Below are 26,852 nucleotides of genomic sequence, written 5' to 3'. Positions count from 1 at the left end.
TGAAGATTATTTTTCCAAAATTACAATTTTTATAAACCATCTTATTTGAGTATTTTTGAAGATTATAATTTTAATTATATCAAAAACGATTTTCATATGATTTTCTACCATAAATTTGAGGTGAGATGGAGCGATCTTGATGCCAACAAACATTTAGCCAATTCATCCTATGTACAGTATTGTGCACAAGCCAGAATGGCTTTTATGACCAAAGAAAAAATGGGGGTTACCCAATTGAGCAGATGGGGAATCGGTCCGGTTATTCTGCATGAAAGATATTCTTTTTTCAAAGAGATCTATGCAGATCAAACGGTTATTGTAAGTGTTGAAATTGATGGGTGCTCAGAAGATTCTGCAATCTATCGTTTTGTTCACAAGTTTTATACTCCGGATGGAGTACACTGTGCGACAGCTGAAGCTACAGGGGTATGGATCGATATGATGCTAAGAAAAATGACAACCCCACCGGATGATGTCGTGGAAGCAATGAATAAATATAAGAGCCCGGAAACAGTAGTGCTGAGTAAAGAGGATTTCAAAAAACTCCCTTTCCACCCACACAATATTGATCCGGCAGAAATTAATATATAAATGATGAATGATAATTGATTGATGATATTCTGAAAAATTAGAAGTAAATTAAATTATCGCTTATCAGTTATCGTTGTAAATAAATTTTTATGTTTGAAGATAAATCACAGGAGCTGACGCCCATTTCAAAACTAGGAGAATTTGGTCTTATCAAGCATTTGACTGAACATTTTCCCCTATCCAACGAATCTTCGGAACTTGGGGTAGGAGATGATGCGGCAGTGATTAATCCTGAAAATAAAAAAGTAGTCCTTACGACAGATGTTTTAGCAGAAGGAGTTCACTTTAATTTGGGCTATGTTCCATTAAAACATTTGGGTTATAAAGCAGTGGTCGTAAACCTTAGTGATATTGCGGCAATGAATGCTACTCCCACTCAGATTTTAGTATCTCTTGCCGTTTCAAATCGTTTTCCGGTGGAGGCGTTAGAGGAAATCTATTCCGGAATCCAGGCAGCTTGTACGAGGTATAAAGTGGACCTTATTGGTGGTGATACTACAAGTTCTAATGCGGGACTGGTAATGAGTATTACAGCTATAGGGATTGAAAATGAAGAGAATATCGTAAAAAGAAGTGGTGCAAAACCTAATGATCTTCTTGTAGTATCAGGAGACCTGGGAGGTGCATATATGGGATTACAGATTCTGGAAAGAGAACATGCTGTTTTCTTAGCCAACCCGAATATGCAGCCGGAAATGGAAGGTTACGATTATATTCTGGAAAGACAATTGAAACCTGAAGCAAGAACGGATGTTAAAACAATTTTAGAGGAACTGGATATTAAGCCAACTTCCATGATTGATATTTCTGACGGGCTGGCTTCTGAAATCCTACATCTTTCCGATCAGTCCAAAGTAGGATTCAGATTGTATGAAGAGAAAGTTCCAATGGACAGTCTTACGATCTCTACAGCGGATGAAATGAATTTAAACCCTATGATGACTGCATTAAGTGGAGGTGAAGATTATGAGCTATTGTTCACAATTTCACCCAACGATTTTGATAAGATTAAAAACCATCCTGATTTTACGATTATAGGACATGCTGTGGAAAAAGAAGATGGAAACTTTATGGTAGCCAGAGGTTCAAACCAACTTGTTGCACTTACCGCTCAAGGCTGGGATGCATTCTTAGGAAGCCAACAAAACGGATAAAATTATATTTAATTTTAAATATTGTAGAAAGCCGCAGCATTTTTTTTGCTGTGGTTTTTGTTTATTATTTATCTATTTTAAAATACAGTGATGAGTATACCGGAAAAAGAGATACCAATGCATCATCTTACATCTGAAGAATTTCAGATGAGTACACTGAGTGCAGCAGGCCCGGAGAATTTCCATGATGTACACCGACATAATTTTTTTGAAATCATCTGGTTTAGAGAGGTGTATGAAAAAAGCCGTTTAGAGCTGGATTTTGAAAGCTATACACTTGAAAATAATCAAATCTGCATTATTGCACCGGGACAGGCTTTCAATATGAAAGTAGAAGGAGAAGAGGGGTATGCTATGGCGATAAGCCGTGAAATATTTAATGAAGCCTGTGATATTGAATCTGTACTTACCGGAGGTGTGCTCCCGTTTTTTTTAGACCCTAAAAACAAAAGAACCTGCAGTACATTGATCTCATTGATTGAGCAGGAATATAAAACCACTTCAAGGACCGAGCTTTTGAAGGCCTATCTGAAAGCTTTTTGTATCATCATAGGGGAACAAATAAATCCTCAGGAACCATTATTGAATGACCGTCAACGAATTCAGGAGTTGGTAGGGCTCATAGAAAAACATTATATACTGCAAAAGAAAACAGGTTTCTATGCTGAAAAATTAAAGATAAGTACTCACCATCTGAATGATATTGTACGTCTTCTGAGAGGAACAACAGTAAAAAAGATGATTAATCAACGTCTTATCCTGGAAGCCAAAAGAGAACTAAGCTTTGGAGCACTCACCGTGAAGGAGATTGCTTTTAAACTTGGTTTTAACGATGCTTCATATTTTTCAAGGTTTTTTAAAAAACATACTGGCCAAAACCCGGACTTTTTTAAGAATAATGAAAAAAGATAATCTTCAATATTTACAATTGCGATGTATTTAAACTAGTGTTTTTCATTTATTTTTATGTTTGAATCTTCAGTTTGTCCTATACTTCCTTCACTTCTTTTATTGTAATCTTTTGTTTTTTAAGGCATTTTTGCACACTGAAAAAAATCGCCTGTGAAGGCTTACAATTTATGAAGAAGTTAGGTATTGTAGTGTTCATTTTAGCATTACTCAACACGTTAGAATCCTTAAGTATAGATCTTTATCTTCCTGCTTTTCCAAGCATGGCTGAAATTTTTAAAACCGATATCGGGCATATCCAGATATCTATCTCTGTTTTCTTTGCAGGTTTTGCATTCGGACAACTATTATGGGGACCTCTCTCGGATAAAAAAGGACGAAAGCCCATGCTGTATTGTGGACTTTTACTGTTTATCATAGGAGCAACCGCCATTTATTTTACTTCTGATATTTATGTTTTATGGGCCATGCGTTTCTTACAGGCATTTGGAGGAAGTGCGGGAATTGTAATCGGGAGGGCAATTATTATTGACCTTTACGACAAACAGAAATCTGTTACTATATTTTCACAACAGTCACAGATCAGTGGTATTGCTCCGATCGTTGCGCCATTGTTAGGAAGTGTATTTCTTAAATTCTGGGGATGGAATAGCTCATTTGCTTTTTTATGCATTATGGGTCTGATCACCTTCTTTATGGTATACAAATATGTTCCTGAGACCAATACCAGAATCAGTCAGCCAGATGCACACAAAGATGAAAAAGGATTAAAAGATCAATTGAAGATGATCATCTCAAATCGGGATTTCATCAACAGTACAATGGTAGGAAGTATTGCTTTTGCCTCTCTGATCATCTATATTTCGAATGCTCCGTTTTTATTCATGGAGCTTCATGGGTTCTCAAGTGGTGTCTTCAGTTTTATATTTGCTTTTAATTCATTGGCATTGATTACTGCAGCTTATATCACGCCTAAATTGATTAAGAGAATAAGCAATTCAAATCTTTTATTTATTGCTACTATTGTCCTTTTGGTCGTTTGTACCCTTCATATTCTGATTGCTGCTGAAAACCTTTCTGTAGCTTTAGAAATAGCGATGTTGTATTTGTCATTATTGGCTATTGGTATTTTATTTCCTATTACATCCGCTCATGCATTGTCACCTTTTAAAGAAGGACGTGGTACGGCAGCAGCATTACTGGGATTTACACAGTTGATGGTTACTTTTTTAATGTCCGGACTTTTAGGTTTATTAGAGGCCAATTCAATCATGCCTATGGTGGTAACGCGTACCGGAATGGCTTTCATTGCAGTTTGGTTTGGATATCGAATTTTTAAAAGTCAAAAAGTGACTGTTCCGGCGGAAGTTTCTTTGGAAGATTTTTAATCCTGTTATTTAATCCTGTCGTCACAGAATCCGGGCACTTAATCAAGTATTTTTTGTAAAAAATAGACAAAGGTTTCTCTTTGCATCAAATTAAAAATTATGAAGAGAAACCTTTTGACAGCTTTTTGCTGTCTGTTGCCATTAGGATATTGGGTGAGTGCACAATCCGGGATATCTGCTGAGTTGAAAACAGAATATATTCCTGCTTCAAGCTATATTCGTCCTGAAGACAGTGTAAAAACAAATTCCACAAGTGATTTTAAAAGGATAGGATTGAATCTGAACATTCCTTTATCTGTAAAAAAAGACAGTAACGGTAAAGTGAAAGCCTGGTCAATGTTATTAAGTGGGTCTTATGCAAAAATGACCCATAAAAACTATGAAACCCAGCTATTTCCCTCTCAAATGCTAAATGCCCAGGTGGGAATCCAGCATATGCGTCCTTTAGGAAAGAAGTGGAGTATGATGATGATGGCTTCAGTGGGAGTATATACTGACTTGGAAAGAATAACTTTTGACGATGTATTAGGACAGGGAGGAATTGTTTTTGTAAGGCACTTTAATCCTAATCTTGCTTTGGGAGGAGGTCCGATTCTTACAACAGCATTTGGTGTTCCTATGGTTTTACCATGGATCTATTTTGATTGGAAAACTAATGGGAAAATCAAAGTTAGGATCAATTTCCCTGAAGGAATGGAAGCAGGATATCAGTTTTCAGATGAGTTTTCTTTAAAGGCAGCCATAGATCTTAGTGGGATGTCTGCAGAAAGAAATAAAGACGGAAAGTCTGTACTGGTAGGTTACCAGCAGATTACAGCAGGTTTAAGGCCTGAAATTCAGCTGAGTGATAAACTTAGTCTTCGTGTTACGGGAGGAACTGCTCTGTTGAGAAGTTTCAGTGAAAGTGACCGAAAAATCAAAAGTATCTTTAAAACTAAAAAAATGGAAGATCCCAGATTTGCCAGTACATTCTATGTTGCTGTTGCATTACGCTGGAATTTATAAGACCGGAAACCGGAAGGAGGAGGCAGGGCGTTTTTAACTGTAATTACAACTGATTACTATAAGGTTATAAATATCTTGAGACAGATAAATAGTCATTCTTTGGACTTCCTTCTTCCAGCTTCCCTTTTCCAACTTTTCTACTTACTAATCAGCTTTTTATAGACGACCTGATTGAGCAATTCTTCTTTTCGGGTGCGGGAAATAGGAAGTTCTGTTTTATTGATAAAGAGGCGTCCTCCTGAAATCATATCAATATGTATAATGTTGATTAAAAATGATTTATGGATTCTGAAAAAGTGTTCGGAGGGCAGAGACTCTTCAATGGCTTTCATGGTCTGATGGATAACCAGACATTTATCTTTAAAATGCAGCTTAGTATAGTTCTGCATACTTTCTATATATAAAATATCAACCCAGGAAACTTTGATAAAAGTATCAGATTGTCTTACATACAGAAAAGGATCATCTAAAGGAGTATTTTTCTTCAATTTTTCATTGATGATAAATTGTTGCTGCGCTTTATTAACAGCCTGATAAAAACGGTTAAAAGCAATAGGCTTTAAAAGATAATCCACCACCTGAAGGCGAAATCCTTCCAATGCATATTCAGAATAAGCTGTGGTTAGAATGCATAGAGGAGGGTTTTCAAGCTGTTCAAGGAAGTCCAGACCACTCAGATAAGGCATATTAATATCCAGAAAAAGAAGATCTATCTCACTTTCCTTTACTTTTGTATCGGCTTCCAATGCGGTAGCACAGGTTCCCTCTACGGATAAAAAATCAATTTGATCTGCCAGTTCCTTAAGGTGAAATCTTGCCAAAGGCTCATCATCTATAATCAGGCATTTCATTTTAGGGATATTATTAGTGCTCATTTTATTGGGATAATTCTAAGGTTAAAGTTACGGTATAAACAAGATCATTGGATTCAATTTTCAGATCGTGGGAATCAGGATATTGTAATTTTAAACGTTTTTTTACATTTTGAAGCCCAATTCCTCCGGTTCCGTCTTTCTTTTTATACAAGGTCATATCTGAGTATGAATTTTCAACATAAAAGAAAAGCTTTTCATTTTCTTCTTTACAAATAATTTTCACATAGCCTTTGTGCCCCGGAAGTCTGCAAACATATTTGAAGGCGTTTTCAATAAAAGGAACCAATAACAATGGGGCAATATTGGCTTTTTTATAATTAATATCCCAAGTTGCTTGTACATTCAGTTCATTTCCCCATCGTAATTTTTCCACTTCTACCAGATTTTGAAGGTATTCAATTTCTTTATCTAACAGGACCAATGGCTGGTTGCAATGATAAAGTTGATATCTTAAAATGTCTGAAAATTTCATCAGCAAAAAATCAGCAAGCTGTGTATCTGTTTTCATCAGAATATGGATATGGTTCATAATGTTGAAAACAAGATGGGGGTTGATCTGATCTTGTAACAATTTAAGCTGGTTTTCGAGGTGAGCTTGCTGAAGAAGGATGTGATCCCGTTCTATTTTCCCGTGTTCCTGATAAAATTTAATGCCACAAGTTGCTCCACAGATCAAAAAAGAGGCGGGAAGAGCCAGATAGAAGCCTTTCCATAAAATAGGTAAATGATCTGAAAAATGGGGTGGGAGAGATCTTTTTAGCCCTACTTCTATATAAGTGAAAACGAAAGAGTAAATGAGACTAAGTAACAGAATAATAAATACTGCCTGAAGTAAAAAAGTTCTCTTCTTCTTTAGACGTAATGCCTTGGGAAGAAGTTTGTTTGTCAGATAGTGAGTAAATATAAATGAGCTGATTACAATAATAAAAGATTGAATCAAAGCAGCATATGAACCGGAAGAGTCCTGAAAATTAAACCAAAGGGCAATGGCAAAAACAAGCCAAAAAATAACAATAAATATATATTCTCTTAAAACAAAGGGCTTTGTCATAGGATAATTGATAGTGGATTTATAAAAAAATAGAAACTGCAAGAGCACAGTTTCTAAATGGTAAAGATAATTTAAGTTTTTAGAATAAGAAATAACCTATTCCCAGGCTGAAACTGTGGGGTTTGGACTTAAAATCTTTACTGATACTTGATAATCCCTTTTCATACCTAAGATCTATCGTAAAATTTTTATAATCTACACCTATACCTCCTGTAATTCCAATATTTGATTTGTCAAAATTTTTAAAACCTTCCTGAATAGCTTGTGAAGTCGATATTTTATTATTGAATGCGTAACTGTAAACCCCTCCTGCAAATACCCTAAAGTTAAAATCATCGGTTTGTACTACTTTATATCCCACTACTACAGGAATATCAATAGCATTCCAGGTTAGCTTTGCAGAACTTCCATCCTTGATATCGTAAGAAGTTTTTCTTTTGTTGAATAAGGCTTCTCCTTGTACATACAGCCTTCCAATATCCATTCTGGTGATTACCCCGGCCTGATATCCGAAGCCGTATTTCCCTTCCAATGAAGAAGACTCCGTTGAGGTTTTGGTAAAACTGGTTCCTCCCTTTACCCCGATATGAAAAGCAGGGGTCTGCTGAGCCTGAATGTCTACAGAACAGGTAATGCATAATAACAAAGCACTTAATGCTAAAAAATGTTGTTTCATAATTTTATTATTGTTAGAAATTTGATGCAAAACAACAAATCCGGAAGGTGGTATGAAATTTTATTTGATGAACGGTAAGAATAATAGGATAAATTTATTTTTTAAGAAGAGAAAATGGATCAGTCCCAAAAGTTGTGGACTAAGCAAAAAGTTTGGTTAATCTAAAGAGGAAAAATGTTCTATCTTTCACGCCTCTAAGCTTTATATTGAAATTTAATTTCAACGCAAAGACAAGATTTAATTCATTATTGATAAGAGAGCTAAGAAAGCGACAAAAGTCGCTAATGAAGGGATGTAGATATGTGTACGCTTAGAAAGAATCTATACAATTGATTCAGCTCTTTGCCTCCTAAAATACAACACCGGATAATAGAAATCCTTTGCGTGAAATTTTAAAATTAAACAGATCTAAATATTCTAAGCCCCACAACTTTTGCTGTTGTTCCGAGAAAATGACACTAATCCACGAATGAAAAAAGATTTGTGGATTAGCAGCAAAAAAAAATGCTGCCTTTTTGGGGCAGCATTGTATTTATTTTTTAAATGTTAAAATTAAAGGAATAGATACTGTGGATGATACCGGTTTCCCATTATTTTCTGCCGGTTTCCATTTGCCTTTTTCTTTAATGCGATAAAAAGCTGCTTCAATGAAGGCATTTACGTCTTCATTATTTCCTTTTACATTGGCATCTAAAGCATTTCCTTTAGAATCTACTGTAAAAGTCATTGTTGCTTTATAAGAGTCCGGAGAGAAATTTAAGAAAGCAAGGTCCACTGCTTCATACAAAAGCTTTTGGAAAGACTCTTTACCTTTATCATATTCGGCTTCTTTAGACACTTTTGTTTTTGTAGGAGGATCTAATGCAATCAACTTTTTATCCTCAACAGAAACTTTATCCAACGCATTTTTATACGATGATATTTTTTCTTCTGTTAAAAGCCATTCCTTTTTAGTTCTTAGATCATTAGGCTTAGGATATTTGTTATATAAAGCCTTTTTCTTTCTTTCGTAACGGGAATCTGCCCTTTGAAATTCAGAAACTTGAGCATTGCTGAAGACAAAAGTAATCACGAATGCTAATGCTAAGAGCTTTTTAATCATTGTATTAAGCTTTTACGATGTTGATAATAACTTCAGTTGCTTTTTCCATGCTTTCTAAAGCAACATATTCGTATGGTCCGTGGAAATTGATTCCTCCAGCGAAGATATTAGGACAAGGAAGTCCCATATAAGATAGCTGTGCTCCGTCTGTTCCTCCTCTGATCGCTTTAATCTTAGGTTCAATACCGGCTTCTTTCATCGCTTTGGCTGCAAGATCTACAATATGCATTTTGCCTTCAAACTGCTGTTTCATGTTTCTGTATTGTTCCTTGATTTCCACTTCTGCGGTTCCTTCACCATGCTTTTGGTTGAATTCGGCTACTTTTTCTTCCATCAATTTCTTTCTGGCTTCAAATTTATCTGCATCGTGATCACGAATGATGTATTGAAGTTTAGCTTCAGAAATATCAGCTGTAATGTCCATTAAATGGTAAAACCCATCAAAACCTTTTGTTGTTGCAGGAGTTTCATTAGCAGGTAGCGTTTGTGCAAATTCTGCTGCTAGAAGAGCTGCATTGATCATTTTTCCGTAAGCATAACCAGGGTGTACACTTAATCCGTGGATTTTTACGACTGCTCCGGCAGCATTGAAATTTTCGTATTCCAATTCTCCAACTTCTCCACCATCCATCGTATATGCCCATTCGGCACCGAATTTTGCTACATCGAATTTATGAGCTCCTCTTCCGATTTCTTCATCAGGAGTAAATCCTACTGCAATTCTTCCGTGTTTGATTTCTGGGTGAGCAATAAGGTATTCAGCGGCTGTTACAATCTCTGCACAACCTGCTTTATCATCAGCACCAAGAAGGGTATTCCCATCCGTTGTAATCAACGTCTGGCCAATATATTTTTTTAAACTTTCAAATCTTGAAGGAGATAAAGTGAATCCTGTTGTTTGATTCAACAACAAGTCGTTTCCGTCATAATTTTCCCAAACCTGAGGTTTTACATTTTCCCCACTGAAATCAGGTGATGTATCGTAATGTGAAATAAATCCAATCGTAGGTCTGTCATCATTTTCAAGGTTAGAGGGAATATACCCCATAATATAACCATTACCATCAATTGAAACATTTTCTAAACCAATCGTCTTTAGTTCTTCAGTAATGTAATTGGCGATGTCCCACTGGCGAGGGGTAGAAGGAGTTGCTTCACTTTCAGCATCACTTGTTGAATATATTTTTACATAGCTGAGAAAACGATTCAGTAATTTCTCTTTCCACAATTGATTAAATTCTATTGTACTCATCAGATATCATAAATTTGAACAAATATACGATGTATATCGTTCAGATTTTATTTTTATGGCATCTTTCTGAGCATAAATAAGTAAGGGCTGTCATTCTGAATGGAGCGTAGCGTAGTGAAGAATCTCTAGTGCTTGAATAAAATATATGTCAAAAATAAAGTGTCCTTTCTAACTTCTAAAACTGATCCTTGCATCCATATTTCGCCAATCGGATAAATTGTTATAACTTGCATGGATTATGATGTCCAAACGCTGCAAATATGCTTTAAAAGCAATGGTAAGACTGGCAAGAAACTACAATCAGGGGTTTTTGCCAACTGCGATTATTGCTCAGGATGAGAATATTCCTAAAAAGTTTTTGGAACAGATTCTTTTGGAGTTGAAAAGAGCCCGATTGGTAAATAGTAAACAAGGAACTGCTGGAGGATATTACCTTCTTAAATCACCCGATGAGGTTTCGCTGGCAGATATTTATCGAATTTTCGAAGGACCTATTGCTCTTACTCCGTGTGTTTCTTTAAACTTTTATGAAGCTTGCGATGACTGTGTTGATGAGGCAGTCTGTTATCTTAGAAAAGAATTGATTATTGTCCGCGAAAAAACCAGGAAAAGTATGATGGAAGCTACACTTACGTCATTTTTGAAATAAGCTAAATTTTTTTTAATGTTAAATTCTACTAATTTGGTAGGACATGTAGAAAATTAATATATATTTGCAACAGTTAAACTCAATTGCAAATGGAAAATAATCTTGAAATAGAATTCAATAAATTACTGGAAGAGGCTTCGGGAGAAGAGTTTAAGGTAGATTTTTTGGAAAAACTGTCAGAATTGTTTCCTGGGAAAGTGATCTTTTCTACCAGCTTTAGTTATGAAGATCAGGTAGTGACTCATTTGATAAAAAACCTTGATATTGACATTTTCACATTGGATACAGGAAGGCTTTTTGAACAAACCTATGAAACATGGGCTGCTTCAAAAGCTTTTTTTAAAAAAAAGATCAAAGCTTATTATCCGAACCAGGACGTGTTGCAGGAATTTGTTTCAGAACATGGACCGGATTCATTCTATCAGTCGGTAGATCAAAGAAAAGCCTGCTGCAATATCCGTAAAGTTCAGCCTTTGAAACAAGCACTTAAAGAATACAAAGTATGGATCACAGGTCTAAGGTCTGAACATTCTACAGGAAGAAAACAAATGCCTCAGCTGGAATGGGATGCAGATCATCAGATTATCAAATTTCATCCGCTTTTGGATTGGACGACGAAACAGGTAGAAGACTATGTCCAGGCTCACCATCTGCCTTATAATTATCTGCATAAAAAAGGATTTGTAAGTATCGGCTGTGCACCATGTACGAGAGCGATCAAAGAAGGAGAAGACTTTAGAGCCGGCCGCTGGTGGTGGGAGGATGCTGATAAGAAAGAATGCGGTTTACATATTCATCAATAAAAATATACTATGTCACTATATCATATCAATTACTTAGACCAATTAGAATCTGAATCTATTTACATTTTAAGAGAAACTGCAGGACAGTTTGAACGTCCTGCTCTCTTATTCAGTGGAGGAAAAGATAGTATTGTTCTGGCTCACCTGGCTTCAAAAGCATTTCCTTACGGTAAAATACCTTTCACTTTTGTTCATGTGGATACAGGACACAACTTCCCTGAAGTGTTGGATTTCAGAGATCAGCTTGTAGCACAAAAAGGAGTAGATCTGGTGGTTCGTAAGGTGGAAGATACAATAAAGGAAAGAAAATTGACTGAGCCTAAAGGTCGTTTTCCGAGTCGTAACTGGCTGCAGACGTTTACTTTGCTTGATACTATTGAAGAGTTTGAATTTGACGCGTGCATTGGTGGAGCGCGTAGAGATGAAGAGAAAGCCAGAGCTAAAGAAAGAATTTTTTCAGTAAGGGATGAGTTTGGACAATGGGATCCTAAACTTCAGCGTCCTGAGCTATGGAATATTTTCAACGGAAGAATTCATAAAGGTGAAAACGTAAGGGTTTTTCCGATCAGCAACTGGACGGAATTGGATGTCTGGAATTATATCCGAAAAGAAAATATAGATCTTCCTTCTATTTATTTTTCGCATGAAAGAGAAGTAGTAGACCTTAACGGGCAATGGATTGCCAATTCGGAATTTGCTTCGTTAGAAGAAAACGATACTATAATTACCAAAAAAATACGCTACCGAACTGTGGGAGATATGACCTGTACCGCAGCGGTAGAATCTGAAGCAGCTACAGTAGATCGGGTTATAGAAGAAATCCTGGCCACCAGAATCTCAGAAAGAGGAGAGACCAGAATTGATGACAGGGTTACCGAAGCTGCGATGGAAGACCGTAAAAAAGGGGGCTATTTTTAATAAATGATAAAAAATAATTGATCAATGATGACATAAAGTATTGTCATCGACAATTATTCATTATTGATAATTTATAACTAAAGAACGTGGATATATTAAGATTTATAACAGCAGGAAGTGTGGATGACGGTAAAAGTACCCTTATCGGAAGACTGCTTTACGATAGCAAAAGTATTTTACAGGATCAGCTGGAAGTCCTTGAAAAACATTCTAAAAACAAAAATGAGGACGGAGTAGACCTTGCTCTTCTAACAGACGGATTAAGAGCGGAAAGAGAGCAGGGGATTACGATTGATGTTGCGTACAGATATTTCTCTACAGCCAAAAGAAAATTTATTATTGCAGATGCTCCGGGGCATGTCCAGTACACCCGTAACATGGTTACCGGAGCTTCTAACTCTGACTTGATGGTCATTTTGATTGATGCCAGAAAAGGAGTCATTGAACAGACAAGAAGACACTCAATCATCGCATCACTTTTACAATTGAAAAAGGTGGTGGTAGCCATTAATAAGATGGATATGGTGGATTATTCAAAAGATATTTTTGAAAACATTAAAGCAGAGTACTCCCATATTGCTAAAAGCCTTGGTCTGAAGGATGTTACTTATTTCCCAATCTCAGCATTTAACGGGGATAATATTGTCTCACTGTCTTCCAATACAGATTGGTATGAGGGAAGACCTCTTCTTGAATATCTGGAAGAAGTGAATATCGATCAGGAACAGAATAAAGGAAACCGCTTTCAGGTTCAGTATGTTATTCGTCCGCAAACCGAGGAACTGCATGATTATAGAGGATATGCGGGACAGGTTTTAAGCGGAAGCTTTCAGAAAGGAGATCAAGTCCATATACTTCCCGCAGGAATCACTACAAAAATTTCTTCCATTGAAATCGATGGAAAAGAAGTGGAAAATGCTTTTGACGGGCAACCTGTAATTATAAGGGTAGAAAATGATATTGATATCAGCAGAGGAGATTTCTTTACAACTCCTGAGGCACTTCCTCAAGTGGAAAAAGAATGGGAAGGATTATTATGTTGGGTGGATGAGAAGGCGCTTCAGCCGGGGAATAAATATTTGATACAGCATCATAGCAGATTATTGAAAGCAGTGGTCAAAGAAATCGATTATAAGATTGATGTCAATACCCTGGAGCAAGAAGATACCCAGGGAGAAGTGAAGCTTAATGAAATTGCAAAAGTCAGAATCAGGACAGCACAGCCTTTGGTGTTTGATAATTTTATCAGCAATAAAACAACAGGATCTGCAATTTTGGTGGATGAAACATCCAATGCAACTGTTGCAGCCATTATAATTCAATAGAAATGTCTGTTTCAGTAGATTTTATAGGAAATATCCTTCAAAATAAGAAGGTGAATTCTCATGGTTTTTTTGAAAAAAACAAGTTGGAAGCTTTTGTAATAGGGTTGTACAATGCTCTATTTCTTCCACAACGTGTTGATACTGAAGAGCAGTTGCAGAATGATTTCGAAAAATTAGATAAAGTTCTTTTTGATCTTATTTTAAATGTACTCAATGATGATGAAAATTTTGCTAGAGAGCAAATAGAGACTTTTTTTGATGCTTTGCCAAACATTTACAATACGCTCATCTTAGATGCCGAGTCTATTCTGGAATTTGATCCTGCGACAGAATCCCTGGAAGAAATATTGCTTTCTTATCCCGGTTTTTTTGCGACCTATGTATACCGGATTTCTCACCAGCTTTGGGGGCAGGGAATCAAAACACTACCACGTATTATTTCTGAATATGCCCATAGTAAAACAGGGATAGATATTCATCCGGGAGCAGAGATAGGAAAACACTTTTTCATAGATCACGGAACAGGAATCGTAATCGGAGAAACAACAATAATCGGAGATCATGTTAAAATTTATCAGGGAGTTACATTGGGAGCACTGAATGTTTCCAAGGATTTTGCCAATAAAAAAAGACATCCCAATATTGAAGATAATGTCATCATTTACTCAGGGGCTACCATTTTGGGAGGTAATACTACGGTAGGTAAGGACAGTATTATTGGAGGAAATGTGTGGATCACCCAAAATGTACCCGCTAATTCTTTGGTCTACAATAAAAGTGAAATAAAAATAAAAGATAACGGACCTCTTCCTGAATCTTTAACATTTGTAATATAAAAAAACAACATAAATTGAATAGATATGAAGTTCCAAAACACATTAGAAGCCATTGGCAATACGCCGGTAGTCAGAATCAACAAACTTTTCGGAGCCGATCATGAAGTTTGGATTAAACTGGAAAAAAACAATCCGGGAGGAAGCATTAAGGACAGGATAGCCCTATCAATGATAGAAGATGCTGAAGCAAAAGGCTTGTTAAATAAAGATAGTGTCATTATAGAACCTACCAGTGGAAATACAGGAATAGGACTGGCATTAGTTGCTGCCGTAAAAAATTATAAACTGATTCTGGTGATGCCGGAAAGTATGAGTTTGGAACGCCGTAAAATTATGGAATCATACGGAGCAGAATTTGTGTTGACACCCAGAGAAAAAGGAATGAAAGGAGCCATTGAAAAAGCAGAAGAACTGGCAAAAGAGACACCCAATTCATGGATTCCGAGACAGTTTGATAATCCTGCCAATGTTAAGGCTCACACTGAAACTACTGCTCAGGAAATTTTAAAAGACTTTCCTGAAGGATTAGATTATCTTATCACAGGAGTTGGAACAGGTGGACATATCACCGGAATCGCAAAAGTTTTGAAAGAAAAACTTCCCAACATTAAAGTAATTGCTGTAGAACCGGAATTATCTCCCGTATTGAGCGGAGGAGCACCGGCGCCACATCCTTTACAGGGCTTGGGAGCAGGATTTATTCCTTCTATATTGGATACTGATATTCTGGATGGAATCATTAAAATTGGAAAAGAAGATGCTTTCACTTATACTCAGAATGCAGCTAAAAAAGAAGGCCTGTTTGTAGGGATTTCTACAGGAGCCGCTCTTGCTGCAGTAGCTCAGAAACTTCCGGAAATTCCTCCCGGCTCTAAAATATTGACTATCAACTACGATACAGGCGAAAGATACCTGTCTGTCGAAGGCCTTTTCTAACCTAATTTAATAACATATCATGAAATCGCCATGATTTACACACAAAAAGCCCAATGAAAATGACGCGATTCCATATGGCCTTTAAAAAACAATAAAAATCTCCATATGAATATACATACTTATACACCACAGGTTTTCCTGGTGGGTGCAGGGCCTGGTGACCCTGATTTGATCACAGTGAAGGCTGTAAAAGCCATTGCTTCCGCTGATGTTATTTTGTGTGACAGGTTGGTAAGTCCTGGCATTATAGATCACTATGTTCATAAAAAAACAGAAGTGATATATGTAGGTAAAGAGTGCAGTAAAAACGCTTCTACACCACAATCTTTAATCAACACTCTAATGGTAGAATATGCAGAACAGGGAAAATCGGTAGTGAGATTGAAAGGAGGAGATGTTTCCATTTTTTCCAATGTCCTTGATGAATTAAGGATTCTGAAGCAACATAATATTTCATATGAAATTATTCCCGGAATTACAGCTGCTTTGGGAGCCGCAGCCTATGCAGGAATCCCTTTGACGGCAAGAGATTATGCAACATCAGTACGTTTTCTAACGTATTACAAAAGTGAAATTCTTAGCGATACTTATTGGAAAGAATTAGGGAACACAGATGATACCCTTGTTTTTTACATGTCCAAAGGAAACCTGAATGCTTTAGTAGAAAAATTTCTGGAATTTGGAATCATGGAAGGTAAGAAAATAGCTGTTATTGAACAGGCTACAACACCTTACCAAAAGGTCTATACTTCATTCTTAGAAGATTTTCATAAGAATTTAGGAAATAAAACATTTGTATCTCCTTCTCTGGTTGTTGTTGGTAAGGTAGTCAATTTGCATGAAGAATTTTCCTGGTTGCCGACAGATCAAGAAGAAGGCTTGTATTTTAAATCGGTGACCAACGGAAGTATTTTACCTAAAACCCCTAATTTATTTGAATATGCTGTCTGAAAATAAATTAAATGTACTTAAAGAAATATCCAGTAGCTTCTCAAGAGATGAAGCTGTCTGGGCCAGTGGTTTCCTTGCCGGACTTGCAGGGTTATCAACGAGTGTAGCAGAACCCTCAATATTACAATCTGTTCCTGTTTATTCAGTTTCTGCAAAAAAAATTACCCTTGCTTATGGAACCGAAACCGGAAATAGTAAAAAGTTGGCGGTAGAGCTGGCCGGAATGATTAAGAAAAAAGGAACTCAGGTAAAGCTGGCAGATTTATCTCAGTATAAACCTAAAGATCTCGTTAAAGAAGACTTCTTTTTTATTATTATCAGTACGCAGGGAGAAGGAGAGCCTCCGATTCTTGTGAAAAAGTTTTATGATCATATTCATGAAAATGACCTGAATCTTAATGCACTGAAATTTGGAGTCCTTGCACTAGGAGACAGTAGTTATCCACTGTTTTGCAAAACCGGAGAAGATGTGGATTCCCGTCTCGAAGTAATGGGAGCGCAGCGTATAATCCCATTGAAAAAGTGTGATGTAGATTATGAACAGGATGCAGAAAACTGGGCCGGGCATATTCTGGATGTGGTAAACAAAACAGCAGAAAGCAGCAGCAAAAGTATTTCAACACCTAAAGTTTCTACAGGAAGAAAAAAGTATCAGGGAAAAATCTCTTCCATCATTAACCTCAATGATATCAGCTCAGAAAAAGAGACTTACCATATAGAAATAGAAACAGAAGAACCTATTATATACAGTCCGGGAGCTGCATTAGGGGTTGTTGCCTTTAATTCAAAATCTGTTGTAGATGAAATCATCAGTTTAACGGGAATTAATCCTAAAAAACAGATTGAGACAACAAAAGTTACAGCAAGCGTAGAAGAGTTGTTACTTAAACATCTTAATATAAGCTATCTGCTTAAAACAACAGTTGCTCATTATGCAGAAATTACAGGCCACAGTATCCCGGAGGTTCGTTTAGGGCTTCTTGATCTTCTGCGTATTTACCCTGTGAAAAATGCTGAAGAGTTTGAACAGGTAATTTTTATTTTGACAGGGCAGTCACCTCGTCTATATTCAATTTCTTCCTCTCCCGAAGCCCATGGAGATACTGAAATCCATATTACCGTGGCCAGATCTGAATTTTTTATCGATGATAAAAAGCAGGATGGGCTATGCAGTGGTTTTCTGGCAGGATTCAATGAAGGAGAAGACCTGGAATTCTATATTCAGGAAGCCAGACATTTTAATCTCCCCAATGCGGATAAGGACCTGATTATGATTGGACCGGGAACAGGAATTGCACCTTTCAGATCTTTTTTGTGGGAAAGAGATGCTCTCGGTGCCGAAGGAAGAAACTGGTTGTTTTTTGGAGATCGAAATTTTGTTTCAGATTTCCTCTATCAGGCTGAGTTACAGGACTTCCTTAAAACAGGGACTTTGACTCACTTAGACTTGGCATTCTCAAGAGATACAGCTGAAAAAGTATACGTACAACATAAGCTACAGCAAAAGGCTCAGGAAGTCTATCAATGGCTGGAAAGCGGAGCTTCTTTATATGTATGCGGAACCAAAGATCCGATGAGTAAAGATGTTGAAAATACCCTTCTGGAAATTATTCAGAATGAAGGTAAACAAAGCCCGGATGAAGCCCGTGTTTATCTCGAAGATTTGGAGCTTAACGGGAGATATCATAAAGATGTGTATTAATCATAAATGAATTTTTGTGTGAAATAAAGAGTAGAATTTTGATTTTTTATCTCGCAGATTTCGCAAATCAAGCAGATTTTCATAAACATCTGCGAAATCTCCTTAATCTGCGTGCAAATAAATAACATATCACTTAAAATTCTTAATGATTAAAAGTTTTATGTTCAACAATTACACAGACCGAATTCACAACAATCATAAAATAAAACATGACTCAGAAAAATAATCTTTCCCCGGTAGAAAGAATCAAAACAGAAAGTAACGGACTAAGAGGGACTTTGAAGGAAAGCCTTTTAGATGACTTTACCGGAGCCATCAGAGAAGATGATCAGAACCTCATCAAGTTTCACGGAATGTACCAACAGGACGACAGAGACAGACGTGAAGAAAGAATTGGCAAGAAACTGGAATGGCTGTATTCTTTTATGATCAGGCTAAGGCTGCCTGGAGGATTCCTAACTGCAGATCAATGGATAGGTCTTAACGATATTGCAGGAAAACATTCTACCGGAGTTATTAAAGTGACTACCCGGCAGACAATCCAACTGCATGGGATTTTAAAATCACATATTAAGCCAACTATTCAGCAGTTTAATCTGCAGCACCTTGATTCAATTGCTGCGTGTGGGGACGTCAACAGAAATGTTACCTGTACATCTAACCCTTCCGAATCCCCATTGCATCAGAAGGTCTATGAATTAGCAGGAAAAATAAGCGAAATGTGCTTACCAAAAACCAAAGCTTACTATGATTTATGGATCGATGATGAGCTGGCGATTGAAAGAAAAGCCGAAGAAGATCCCTTGTATCAGGATAGATACCTGCCAAGAAAACTAAAAATCGGAATTGCTGTTCCACCCAATAATGATGTAGATGTTTTTATCAACGATATTGCTCTTATTGCTGTCATTGAAAACGATCAATTGGTAGGGTACAATATTGCTGCCGGGGGAGGACTTGGTGCTACTCACGGAAATGAAGCTACTTATGCCCGTTTGGCTTCACTTTTAGGATTTGTGGATTCGGAAGAAAAAGTATTGAAAGCGGTTTATGAGATTATTACGGTACAGAGAGACTTTGGAAACAGAAGTGACAGAAAATTGTCGAGACTAAAATATACCATTGATAAACTGGGTATTGAGGGGTACAGAAAAGAAGTTGAAAAAAGAACCGGTTTTCAGTTTGAGCCTGCCCGTGAATTTATATTTACCCAAAGAAAAGATCGTTACGGATGGGTACAAAATCATGAAGGGAAATGGTTTTATACAGTATTTGTAGAACACGGAAGAATTCTCGATATAGAAGGATACCCTTTAAAAACAGGACTGTTGAAAATTGCAGAAACCGGAAAAGTAAATTTTAGGTTTACCTGTAACCAGAACTTAATCCTTTCTGATATTACAGAAAATGATAAAGCTGAAATTAAAAAACTTCTTACGGAATATGGTATTGCTGATTATACCGAAAATGCAGGAGCAATGCGTAAAAATTCGGTGGCTTGTGTTGCTTTAAATACTTGTTCTCTGGCTTTAGCAGAAGCTCAGCGTTACCTGCCTGATTTAGTAACAAAAATAGAACCCATTCTCGAAAAATATGGACTTCAGAATGATGATATTACCATTCGTATGACAGGGTGCCCCAATGGTTGCGGAAGATCACCTAATGCAGAAATCGGACTGATAGGAACAGCATATGGAAAATATAATCTTCATATCGGTGGCGACAGGCTGGGAATGCGCCTTAATGCTAAATACAAAGAAAACTTAACGGAAGACGAAATTCTGGAAAACCTTGATGAGCTTTTCAAAATATATGTAGAAGGAAAACTTCCTGATGAAACATTCGGAGACTTTACACACCGTTATTTAACTCCAGAGAAATCATTTTCAAAATAAATTTCAATCACAAAAATTACAAAAGATTCGGAACCATTGGTGATTTTAAGTAACAATTAAATGCTTGTTAAGATCAGTAAAGTTTTTGAAAATCAAAGCCTTTAATCTTATGTGAACTTCTTATACCGTATATTTTTAAACTTACTTAAGTGAACTAAAGTGTTTTTAAAATAAAAGCTTTTATGATTTAATTATTTGATTAACAGTGTTTTTTAATAAATGTACAAACTGAAAATATTATTATATGACCCCAATTTTTCATCGAAGGCAGAAAATTAAAAATCAATCTCCGTCTGTTTTAGGGAAACGAATGTGTATGTGTTGTCTTTAATGATCACATAACCATTTAATTAATCCTAAAATATAGCTCCATGAAACATAAATCCCATGAATATATCCAAAAGAAAATACATTTCATTCTATTTACATTTTTACTGACCGGTTTTATTCAGGCACAACAACTTATTGAAGTAACCGGAACTATTAAAAATACTGATTCTCATAAAGGAATTGCCGGAACTTATATCAAAGCAGAAAATACTGAAGATATAACGATTACAGATCAGGAAGGGAATTTCAATTTAAGAACAAGAGTGAAAATTCCCTTTAGAATTGTGATTTCAAAAGAAGGGTTTACAACTCAGAATTTTGAAATCCTTTCATTATCCAACAAGATTGCGGTAGAATTAAACCCTCAGAATACCATTATCAATGAAGTGGTTATTTCAGCCTCCCGTGTTCCCGAAAAAGTGTTGAGGTCCCCTGTTGCCATCGAGAAAATTGATATTAAAACCATCCGTGAAAGTCCTGCTGCATCATTTTATGAAACACTGGAAAATGTCAAGGGGCTACAGCTTTTAACGTCAAGCCTTACTTTAAAAGTTCCCAACTCAAGAGGATTCAACTCTCCGAATAACTTTCGGTTTATGCAGTTGGTGGATGGGGTGGATGTACAATCTGCAACATTGGGAGTTCCATTGGGAAATGCTATTGGTCCTACAGAACTTGATATTCAATCCATGGAAATTACTCCCGGAGCAGCTTCAGCTCTTTACGGAATGAATGCAGTGAATGGGCTGGCCAGTCTTCAGACCAAAGATCCTTTTACCTCAGAAGGGATAAGCCTTTATTTCAAAGGGGGAGTAAACCATGTGGATCATATCAATCATACCACGGCACCTTTAGGAGAAAGCGCTATAAGAATAGCCAAAGTCCTGAATAAAAACTGGGCCGTAAAAGTAAATGCCTCTTATCTGAGCGGAGTAGACTGGATTTCAGATAATCATACCGACCAAAATCCTAATTATTTAATTACGGGCAATCCTCAGTTTCCCCTCGCTAATAATCCTGCTGAAGATCTTTGGAACAAATATGGAGATGAGAGAAACAACCGTACAACAGTAAAAGTAAATTATAACGGAAAGCCAACCACATTCAATGTGTCAAGAACAGGATATTATGAAAAAGATCTTGTAAGCCCTGAAGTAAAGAATATTAAGTTTGATGCAGGATTGTATTACCGCTTTGGAGATCAATGGAAGGCTTCCTATGTGTATCGTTACGGATTGTTGGACGGAACTTTCCAGAGAGGAAATAAGATCCGCCTTCAGAACGCAACCGTTCAGAATCATAAAGTAGAACTTACAGGAAAAGAACTTACGTTCAGAGCTTATATGTCGATAGAAAATACGGGGGATTCTTACAACCTTAAACCTTTGGCTGATAATCTTGATCTGACCAATCTTTCTAATGGCAATTGGAAGAATATTTTTCAAAATGCTCTACAAGACAGGCTTAATGAAGGGGGTAATCTGAATGATGCTATGATACTGGCTCGCCAGGCAGCGGATAAAAATCGTGTTGTTCCCGGAACAGCAGCTTTTGAACAATTGAAAAATACCATCATTGGAATTAATAATTGGGATTCCGCCAATGCAGGAATTGTAGGTGCTCCCGCGACCGGAGGGGCTAAGCTTGAACAAAAGTCCCATTTTTATCAGGGAGAGATTACTTATGATTTTACAAGATTGGTGAAGGTATTCAGTTTGTTGGCAGGAGCAGATTACCGTTTGTACAGCATTACTCCGGACGGGAATAATTTTGTAGATTTTACAAGACCTGTTAACGAGAGAAATATTCCTTTGGCTGATGGTACATTCGGGAAAAATGTAATCTACCAGAAATATGGTGCATTTATTCAGCTTACCAAGCTTTTCTTTGATGATAAATTAAAACTGAATCTGGCTCTCCGGGCAGACAGAAATCCGGAGTTTGATACAAAATTCAATCCCAGAGTAAGTGTTGTTTATTCTCCTGTAAATCAACATAATTTCAGATTTTCTTTTCAAAACGGATACCGTTTTCCTTCTTTATTTGAGGCGTTATCTTTTGTAAATAATGGTAACGTGAGAAGAGTAGGAGGGCTTGAAAAGGCAAATGAGGGTTTGGGATATCTTGAAAACTCTTACACATTGGCATCCATCGATCAGTTTACATCAGCTGTCAATAAGGAGGTAGATGCCGGAGGAAGTCAGAACCAGGCTGCATTGAAGAATAAAAACCTTTTGGTAGCTGCAAACCTGCAAAAATTACAGCCTGAAAAAGTGAATTCTTTTGAAGTGGGTTACAAATCATTATTGTTTAACGGAAAACTGGTGATTGATTGGGATTTCTACTATAATATTTACGAAGGCTTCCTAGGACAGGTTGAAGTAGCCGTTCCCAGGAGTGGAAAGATTGGCAGTGATAATGCCGTTTTAGATATGCTGGACCGAAGCAAGCAGGATCGATATAGAGTATATACCAATAGCAGTAGTGTTTATAAAAGTTTAGGAACATCGTTAGGAGTTCGATATAATATCGTGAAGAACTATAATATCAATGCGAATGTATCTTATAATGACCTTGTTTCTTCCAATACTTCCGATCTTTTTATTACAGCGTTCAATACTCCCAAATGGGCTGTAAACATAAGTGTTGGAAACAGGGAAATTGTGAAAAATATTGGGTTTACAGTGGCTGCAAGGTGGCAAAATAGATTTCAGTGGGAAAGTCCGTTGGCATCTGGAGAAATTCCGGCCTATTACACGATTGATGCACAGGCTACCTGGAGAATTCCTGAAATCAATGTGAATGTAAAAATCGGTGCAACGAATTTGCTCAACCGTCGTTACTTTCAATATGCTGCAGGCCCTGAAATTGGAGGATTATACTATTTAGCATTTACATATGACTTAAAACTTCAGGTAAAATGAGTAATACTTTATATCCCATATTTTTAAAACTGGAAGAAATGTCTCTACTGATTATTGGTGGAGGCAATATTGCTCTGGAAAAACTTCAGTCAGTTTTGACCAATGCTCCGGAAACCAGAATCAAATTGGTAGGCAAAGAAATTAGCGATGAAATTAAAATCTTATCCCAACAGCTTCCTCATCTGGAACTTCATGAAAGATCATATGTAGACCATGATTTCGAAAGAATACACCTCGTTATTGCAGCAGTGAATGATATTGAACTGGCAGAACAGATTCGAAACGATGCCCATCAATATAACCTGCTTGTGAATATAGCAGACAAACCTGGTTTGTGTGATTTTTACCTGGGATCTATTGTAAGCAAAGGAAATCTTAAAATTGCTATTTCCACCAATGGAAAATCTCCGACCATAGCGAAAAGACTACGGGAAATTTTAACAGAAACTATTCCTGATGAAGAAATGAATGGACTGTTAGATAATATGCAGAATATCAGAAATCAGCTGCATGGAAACTTTAATCATAAAGTCAAAGAACTGAACAGACTGACAACGCAATATCTGGATGAGAAAGACAGCACGGATCATAAAGCAAAACTGGAGATGGAAAAGTTGATCAGTATTACCAAAAGCGTACAGAGACGGGCTAATATCTATTTGGGAATCATTGGTGTTTTCATTCTTGTGGCTATTTTAGCATTAATTATCTATCAATTTAACCTGTCAGAAGATCTACAGGCTTTTCTTAACAAGGATGGATATATATTCTACTGGATGTTGCTGGCCGGATTCCTTGCTGAAGTTGTTGCCGGATCCATGGGAATGGGATATGGAGTGATCTGTACGACGATATTAATGTTGCTCAATGTACCTCCTCCGGTCATCAGTGCAAGTATTCACTCTGCGGAATCATTTACCTCTGCGGCTGGAAGTATCAGCCATTATAAAATAGGAAATGTCAATAAAAAGATGGTATGGGTTTTATTTCCTGTGGCCGCTTTGGGAGCTCTTATCGGTGCTTTTACACTGTCGCATTTCGGAGAATATTATGCTCATATTGTGAAACCTGTGATTGCCTGCTATACCCTATACCTGGGGATTAATATTCTCAGAAACGCTTTCAAGGAAAAAGGGAAAAAAGGGAGTACTTCCAGACGACATAAAAGAACAAATCTTAGAATCCTGGGGCTTGCAGGTGGATTTATTGATTCTTTTGCAGGTGGTGGATGGGGACCATTGGTAACCGGAACTTTAATTAAAGAAGGAAGAACACCAAGATATGTGGTAGGAAGTTCAACAATGGCAAAATTTTTACTCACAGTGGTAAGCGCAGTCACTTTTATTTTTACCATAGGAATCCATCATTGGAATATTGTTTTAGGACTTCTTTTAGGAGGAGTATTTACCGCTCCTTTTTCAGCAATGCTTACTTCCAGGCTTCCTGCCAAAAAAATGTTTGTAGTAGTAGGTGTAGTCGTCATTGTGATGAGTCTTATATCTATTGTAAAAGCTTTATTCTAAACATTCTTATAGCCAATAATCAGGTAGAATCGTTTTATTAGACCTCTGGAACTAATTCTGCGGATATGAATATTGATGATTGAAATTTTAAATCAGATATAATGGATTGAAAATCAAAATAATGATAGATTTGTATGTGCCGGATACCAAATTATTTAGTTTTATTATATTTGAGAAAATCAAAAAGTAAAAATGTTTCTTACCGAATGTCCTAGAGATGCCATGCAGGGATGGGGAGAGTTTATCCCTACCGATAAAAAAATAGATTATATCAACTCTTTAATGGATGTTGGTTTTGATGTATTGGACTGTCTGAGTTTTGTTTCTCCAAAAGCAATTCCTCAGATGGCTGATTCTGATGAGGTGGCAGAAAATATTGATAAATCCCGCTCCAATACCAAAGTTTCTGCAATTATCGGGAACTACAGAGGTGCAGAAAAAGCTCTGAAGCACCAGTCGGTAGATATTCTTGGTTTTCCCTTTTCTATTTCTGAAACTTTTCAGCATAGAAATACCAACAAAAGCCAGGAAGAAGCTTTCGATGAAATTATCAAAATGCTGGAACTGGTAAAAAGCGAAGGAAAACAATTGAATATTTACTTTTCAATGGCTTTTGGAAACCCTTATGGCGAAATGTGGAAATGGGAGGATGTAGATCAGTGGGCTCAAAGATTTTCAGAAATCGGGGTAAAAGATATTTTGCTCTCGGATACGACGGGCGTTGCTACTCCGGAAACCATTGCTCTTTTATTTGAAAAAATTCCTTCAAAATATCCTGAAATCAATTTCGGAGGACACTTCCACAACCGTTATGAAGATTCTTATTCAAAACTGAAAGCAGCTTATGATAAAGGCTGCAGAAGATTTGATAGTGCGATTAAAGGAATCGGCGGATGTCCGATGGCGAAGGATGACCTTGTCGGAAATATGCCTACGGAGCAGGTGATCAACTTTATGAGCGTTGAAAAAGCAGATCATAAATTGAATTTACTCAACTTTGAAAGTTCATATAATAAGGCAAAAGATATTTTTCATTTTTAAAATAAATCTGCGAAATCATTGTGATTTGTGCAAAATTAAAACATAAATAGAAGCGGGCTTTAGCCCGCTTTATTATACCCGGAATTTATTGGCTTTAGCCAAAACCTAATTGAATTCAATCCTAAAAAATAAACAAAATGTCTCCAATCATCTCACCATCCGAATTAAAAACACTTTCTTCAGAAAGCCTGATCATTCTCGACGCAAGAACGGGAAAAGATGTTTATCAAAACTATCTTGATAAGCACATCAAAGGAGCCCGATTTATTGATCTGGATAAAGATTTGGCAGATATAGGAGAAGATGCCGCTTTTGGAGGAAGACACCCACTTCCGGGGATAGAAAAATTTGCAGAGACTCTTTCAAAACTTGGAATATCTGAAGATTCTCATATTGTAATTTATGATGATAAAAACGGATCAAATGCTGCTGCGAGAGCTTGGTGGATGCTGAAGGCCTTTGGATTGGAAAACGTACAGGTTCTTGATGGAGGAATGCAGGCCGCAGAAAAGGATGGAGTAGATTTTTCTTCAGGAGAAAAAATATTTGATAAAACGCTATTGATTAAAAAAGAGAACTGGTCTCTTCCTATATCAAACCTAGAAGATGTTGAAAATGAGTTGAAAAAGAATTCTTCAACAGTGATAGATGTAAGAGATGCTTATCGATACAGAGGGGAATCCGAACCTATTGACCTGGTTGCGGGACATATTCCGGGGGCAATCAATATTCCTTTTTCTGAAAATTTGGATGAAAACGGAAATTTTTTAAGACCTGAAGTTTTAAAAGAAAAATATAAAAACGTATTAAAAAACAGACCTGAAAAGTTGATTATTCACTGTGGTTCAGGAGTAACGGCCTGCCATACTATTTTAGCGTTGGCACATGCCGGTTTGAAAATTCCTAATCTGTATGTTGGGTCATGGAGCGAATGGAGTAGAAGAGAAGGAAAAGAAATTGTAAAAGACAATATTTAGAAAGGAAGCAGGATGCCGGAAGAGGGAAGTTTTTGGAGG

Annotated in this window: 23 protein-coding genes; 18 read left to right on the top strand and 5 right to left on the bottom strand. The window is 36.8% G+C overall.

The window, feature by feature from the left end; translation table 11 throughout:
* Positions 1-96 precede the first annotated feature (96 nt).
* The 5 genes from CW752_RS05340 (at position 97) to CW752_RS05320 (ending at position 5,047) form a co-directional block, all read left to right on the top strand.
* On the top strand, positions 97-591 hold the full coding sequence (locus CW752_RS05340) for an acyl-CoA thioesterase (protein WP_101238741.1): 495 nt from the start codon (positions 97-99) through the stop codon (positions 589-591).
* Between the two features lie 89 nt (positions 592-680).
* Entirely contained in the window at positions 681-1,745 is a 1,065-nt protein-coding gene (gene thiL, locus CW752_RS05335) for a thiamine-phosphate kinase (RefSeq protein ID WP_101238726.1), read from the top strand.
* A gap of 90 nt (positions 1,746-1,835) precedes the next feature.
* Positions 1,836-2,657 carry a helix-turn-helix domain-containing protein gene (locus CW752_RS05330; protein WP_101238725.1) on the top strand — a complete coding sequence of 274 codons (822 nt, stop codon included), beginning with the start codon at positions 1,836-1,838 and terminating at the stop codon, positions 2,655-2,657.
* Positions 2,658-2,824: 167 nt separating this feature from the next.
* Positions 2,825-4,042: a multidrug effflux MFS transporter gene (locus CW752_RS05325; RefSeq protein WP_101238724.1), complete on the top strand. Its 1,218-nt coding sequence runs from the start codon at positions 2,825-2,827 to the stop codon at positions 4,040-4,042.
* A gap of 99 nt (positions 4,043-4,141) precedes the next feature.
* Entirely contained in the window at positions 4,142-5,047 is a 906-nt protein-coding gene (locus CW752_RS05320; protein ID WP_101238723.1) for a DUF6268 family outer membrane beta-barrel protein, read from the top strand.
* 137 nt (positions 5,048-5,184) lie between these two features.
* Here the strand turns inward: CW752_RS05320 and CW752_RS05315 are convergent, their stop codons facing one another.
* The 5 genes from CW752_RS05315 to pepT all read right to left on the bottom strand — a co-directional run bounded on the left by CW752_RS05315 (position 5,185) and on the right by pepT (position 10,003).
* On the bottom strand, positions 5,185-5,922 hold the full coding sequence (locus CW752_RS05315) for a LytR/AlgR family response regulator transcription factor (protein ID WP_101238722.1): 738 nt from the start codon (positions 5,920-5,922) through the stop codon (positions 5,185-5,187).
* Between the two features lies 1 nt (position 5,923).
* Positions 5,924-6,973 (bottom strand): sensor histidine kinase, encoded by a 1,050-nt coding sequence (locus CW752_RS05310; protein ID WP_101238721.1) that lies wholly within the window; start codon positions 6,971-6,973, stop codon positions 5,924-5,926.
* 79 nt (positions 6,974-7,052) lie between these two features.
* A complete protein-coding gene (locus CW752_RS05305; protein WP_101238720.1) occupies positions 7,053-7,649 on the bottom strand; it encodes a porin family protein in 597 nt (198 codons plus the stop codon).
* A 532-nt stretch (positions 7,650-8,181) separates the two neighbouring features.
* Positions 8,182-8,751, bottom strand: a complete 570-nt coding sequence (locus CW752_RS05300) for an energy transducer TonB (protein ID WP_101238719.1) — start codon at positions 8,749-8,751, stop codon at positions 8,182-8,184.
* A gap of 4 nt (positions 8,752-8,755) precedes the next feature.
* Positions 8,756-10,003, bottom strand: a complete 1,248-nt coding sequence (pepT, locus tag CW752_RS05295; protein WP_101238718.1) for a peptidase T — start codon at positions 10,001-10,003, stop codon at positions 8,756-8,758.
* Positions 10,004-10,241: 238 nt separating this feature from the next.
* Between pepT and CW752_RS05290 the strand changes: the two genes are divergently transcribed.
* The 13 genes from CW752_RS05290 to CW752_RS05230 all read left to right on the top strand — a co-directional run bounded on the left by CW752_RS05290 (position 10,242) and on the right by CW752_RS05230 (position 26,813).
* On the top strand, positions 10,242-10,652 hold the full coding sequence (locus tag CW752_RS05290) for an RrF2 family transcriptional regulator (protein WP_101238717.1): 411 nt from the start codon (positions 10,242-10,244) through the stop codon (positions 10,650-10,652).
* Between the two features lie 89 nt (positions 10,653-10,741).
* A complete protein-coding gene (locus CW752_RS05285; RefSeq protein ID WP_101238716.1) occupies positions 10,742-11,455 on the top strand; it encodes a phosphoadenylyl-sulfate reductase in 714 nt (237 codons plus the stop codon).
* 9 nt (positions 11,456-11,464) lie between these two features.
* Positions 11,465-12,373: a sulfate adenylyltransferase subunit CysD gene (cysD, locus tag CW752_RS05280; RefSeq protein ID WP_101238715.1), complete on the top strand. Its 909-nt coding sequence runs from the start codon at positions 11,465-11,467 to the stop codon at positions 12,371-12,373.
* A gap of 86 nt (positions 12,374-12,459) precedes the next feature.
* A complete protein-coding gene (locus tag CW752_RS05275; RefSeq protein ID WP_101238714.1) occupies positions 12,460-13,698 on the top strand; it encodes a sulfate adenylyltransferase subunit 1 in 1,239 nt (412 codons plus the stop codon).
* A gap of 2 nt (positions 13,699-13,700) precedes the next feature.
* Positions 13,701-14,534 (top strand): serine O-acetyltransferase EpsC, encoded by an 834-nt coding sequence (gene epsC, locus CW752_RS05270; RefSeq protein WP_101238713.1) that lies wholly within the window; start codon positions 13,701-13,703, stop codon positions 14,532-14,534.
* A gap of 24 nt (positions 14,535-14,558) precedes the next feature.
* On the top strand, positions 14,559-15,470 hold the full coding sequence (gene cysK / locus CW752_RS05265) for a cysteine synthase A (RefSeq protein WP_101238712.1): 912 nt from the start codon (positions 14,559-14,561) through the stop codon (positions 15,468-15,470).
* 105 nt (positions 15,471-15,575) lie between these two features.
* Entirely contained in the window at positions 15,576-16,421 is an 846-nt protein-coding gene (cobA, locus tag CW752_RS05260; RefSeq protein WP_101238711.1) for a uroporphyrinogen-III C-methyltransferase, read from the top strand.
* Positions 16,411-18,123 (top strand): sulfite reductase flavoprotein subunit alpha, encoded by a 1,713-nt coding sequence (locus CW752_RS05255; protein ID WP_101238710.1) that lies wholly within the window; start codon positions 16,411-16,413, stop codon positions 18,121-18,123. Before cobA ends, CW752_RS05255 begins: the two co-directional genes overlap by 11 nt.
* Positions 18,124-18,332: 209 nt before the next feature.
* A complete protein-coding gene (locus CW752_RS05250; RefSeq protein ID WP_101238709.1) occupies positions 18,333-20,018 on the top strand; it encodes an NADPH-dependent assimilatory sulfite reductase hemoprotein subunit in 1,686 nt (561 codons plus the stop codon).
* Between the two features lie 371 nt (positions 20,019-20,389).
* A complete protein-coding gene (locus CW752_RS05245; RefSeq protein WP_101238708.1) occupies positions 20,390-23,272 on the top strand; it encodes a TonB-dependent receptor in 2,883 nt (960 codons plus the stop codon).
* Positions 23,269-24,795 carry a TSUP family transporter gene (locus CW752_RS05240; RefSeq protein ID WP_101238707.1) on the top strand — a complete coding sequence of 509 codons (1,527 nt, stop codon included), beginning with the start codon at positions 23,269-23,271 and terminating at the stop codon, positions 24,793-24,795. The genes CW752_RS05245 and CW752_RS05240 overlap by 4 nt, the downstream gene beginning before the upstream one ends.
* Before the next feature lie 192 nt (positions 24,796-24,987).
* Positions 24,988-25,836 (top strand): hydroxymethylglutaryl-CoA lyase, encoded by an 849-nt coding sequence (locus CW752_RS05235; RefSeq protein WP_101238706.1) that lies wholly within the window; start codon positions 24,988-24,990, stop codon positions 25,834-25,836.
* 137 nt (positions 25,837-25,973) lie between these two features.
* Positions 25,974-26,813 (top strand): sulfurtransferase, encoded by an 840-nt coding sequence (locus CW752_RS05230; RefSeq protein ID WP_101238705.1) that lies wholly within the window; start codon positions 25,974-25,976, stop codon positions 26,811-26,813.
* Positions 26,814-26,852: the final 39 nt, after the last annotated feature.

It is taken from the genome of Chryseobacterium sp. PMSZPI, assembly GCF_002835665.1.
Taxonomy (GTDB): domain Bacteria; phylum Bacteroidota; class Bacteroidia; order Flavobacteriales; family Weeksellaceae; genus Chryseobacterium.
The sequence above is the reverse complement of the archived record's forward strand: the minus strand, read 5'-3'. Positions and strand labels throughout refer to the sequence as shown.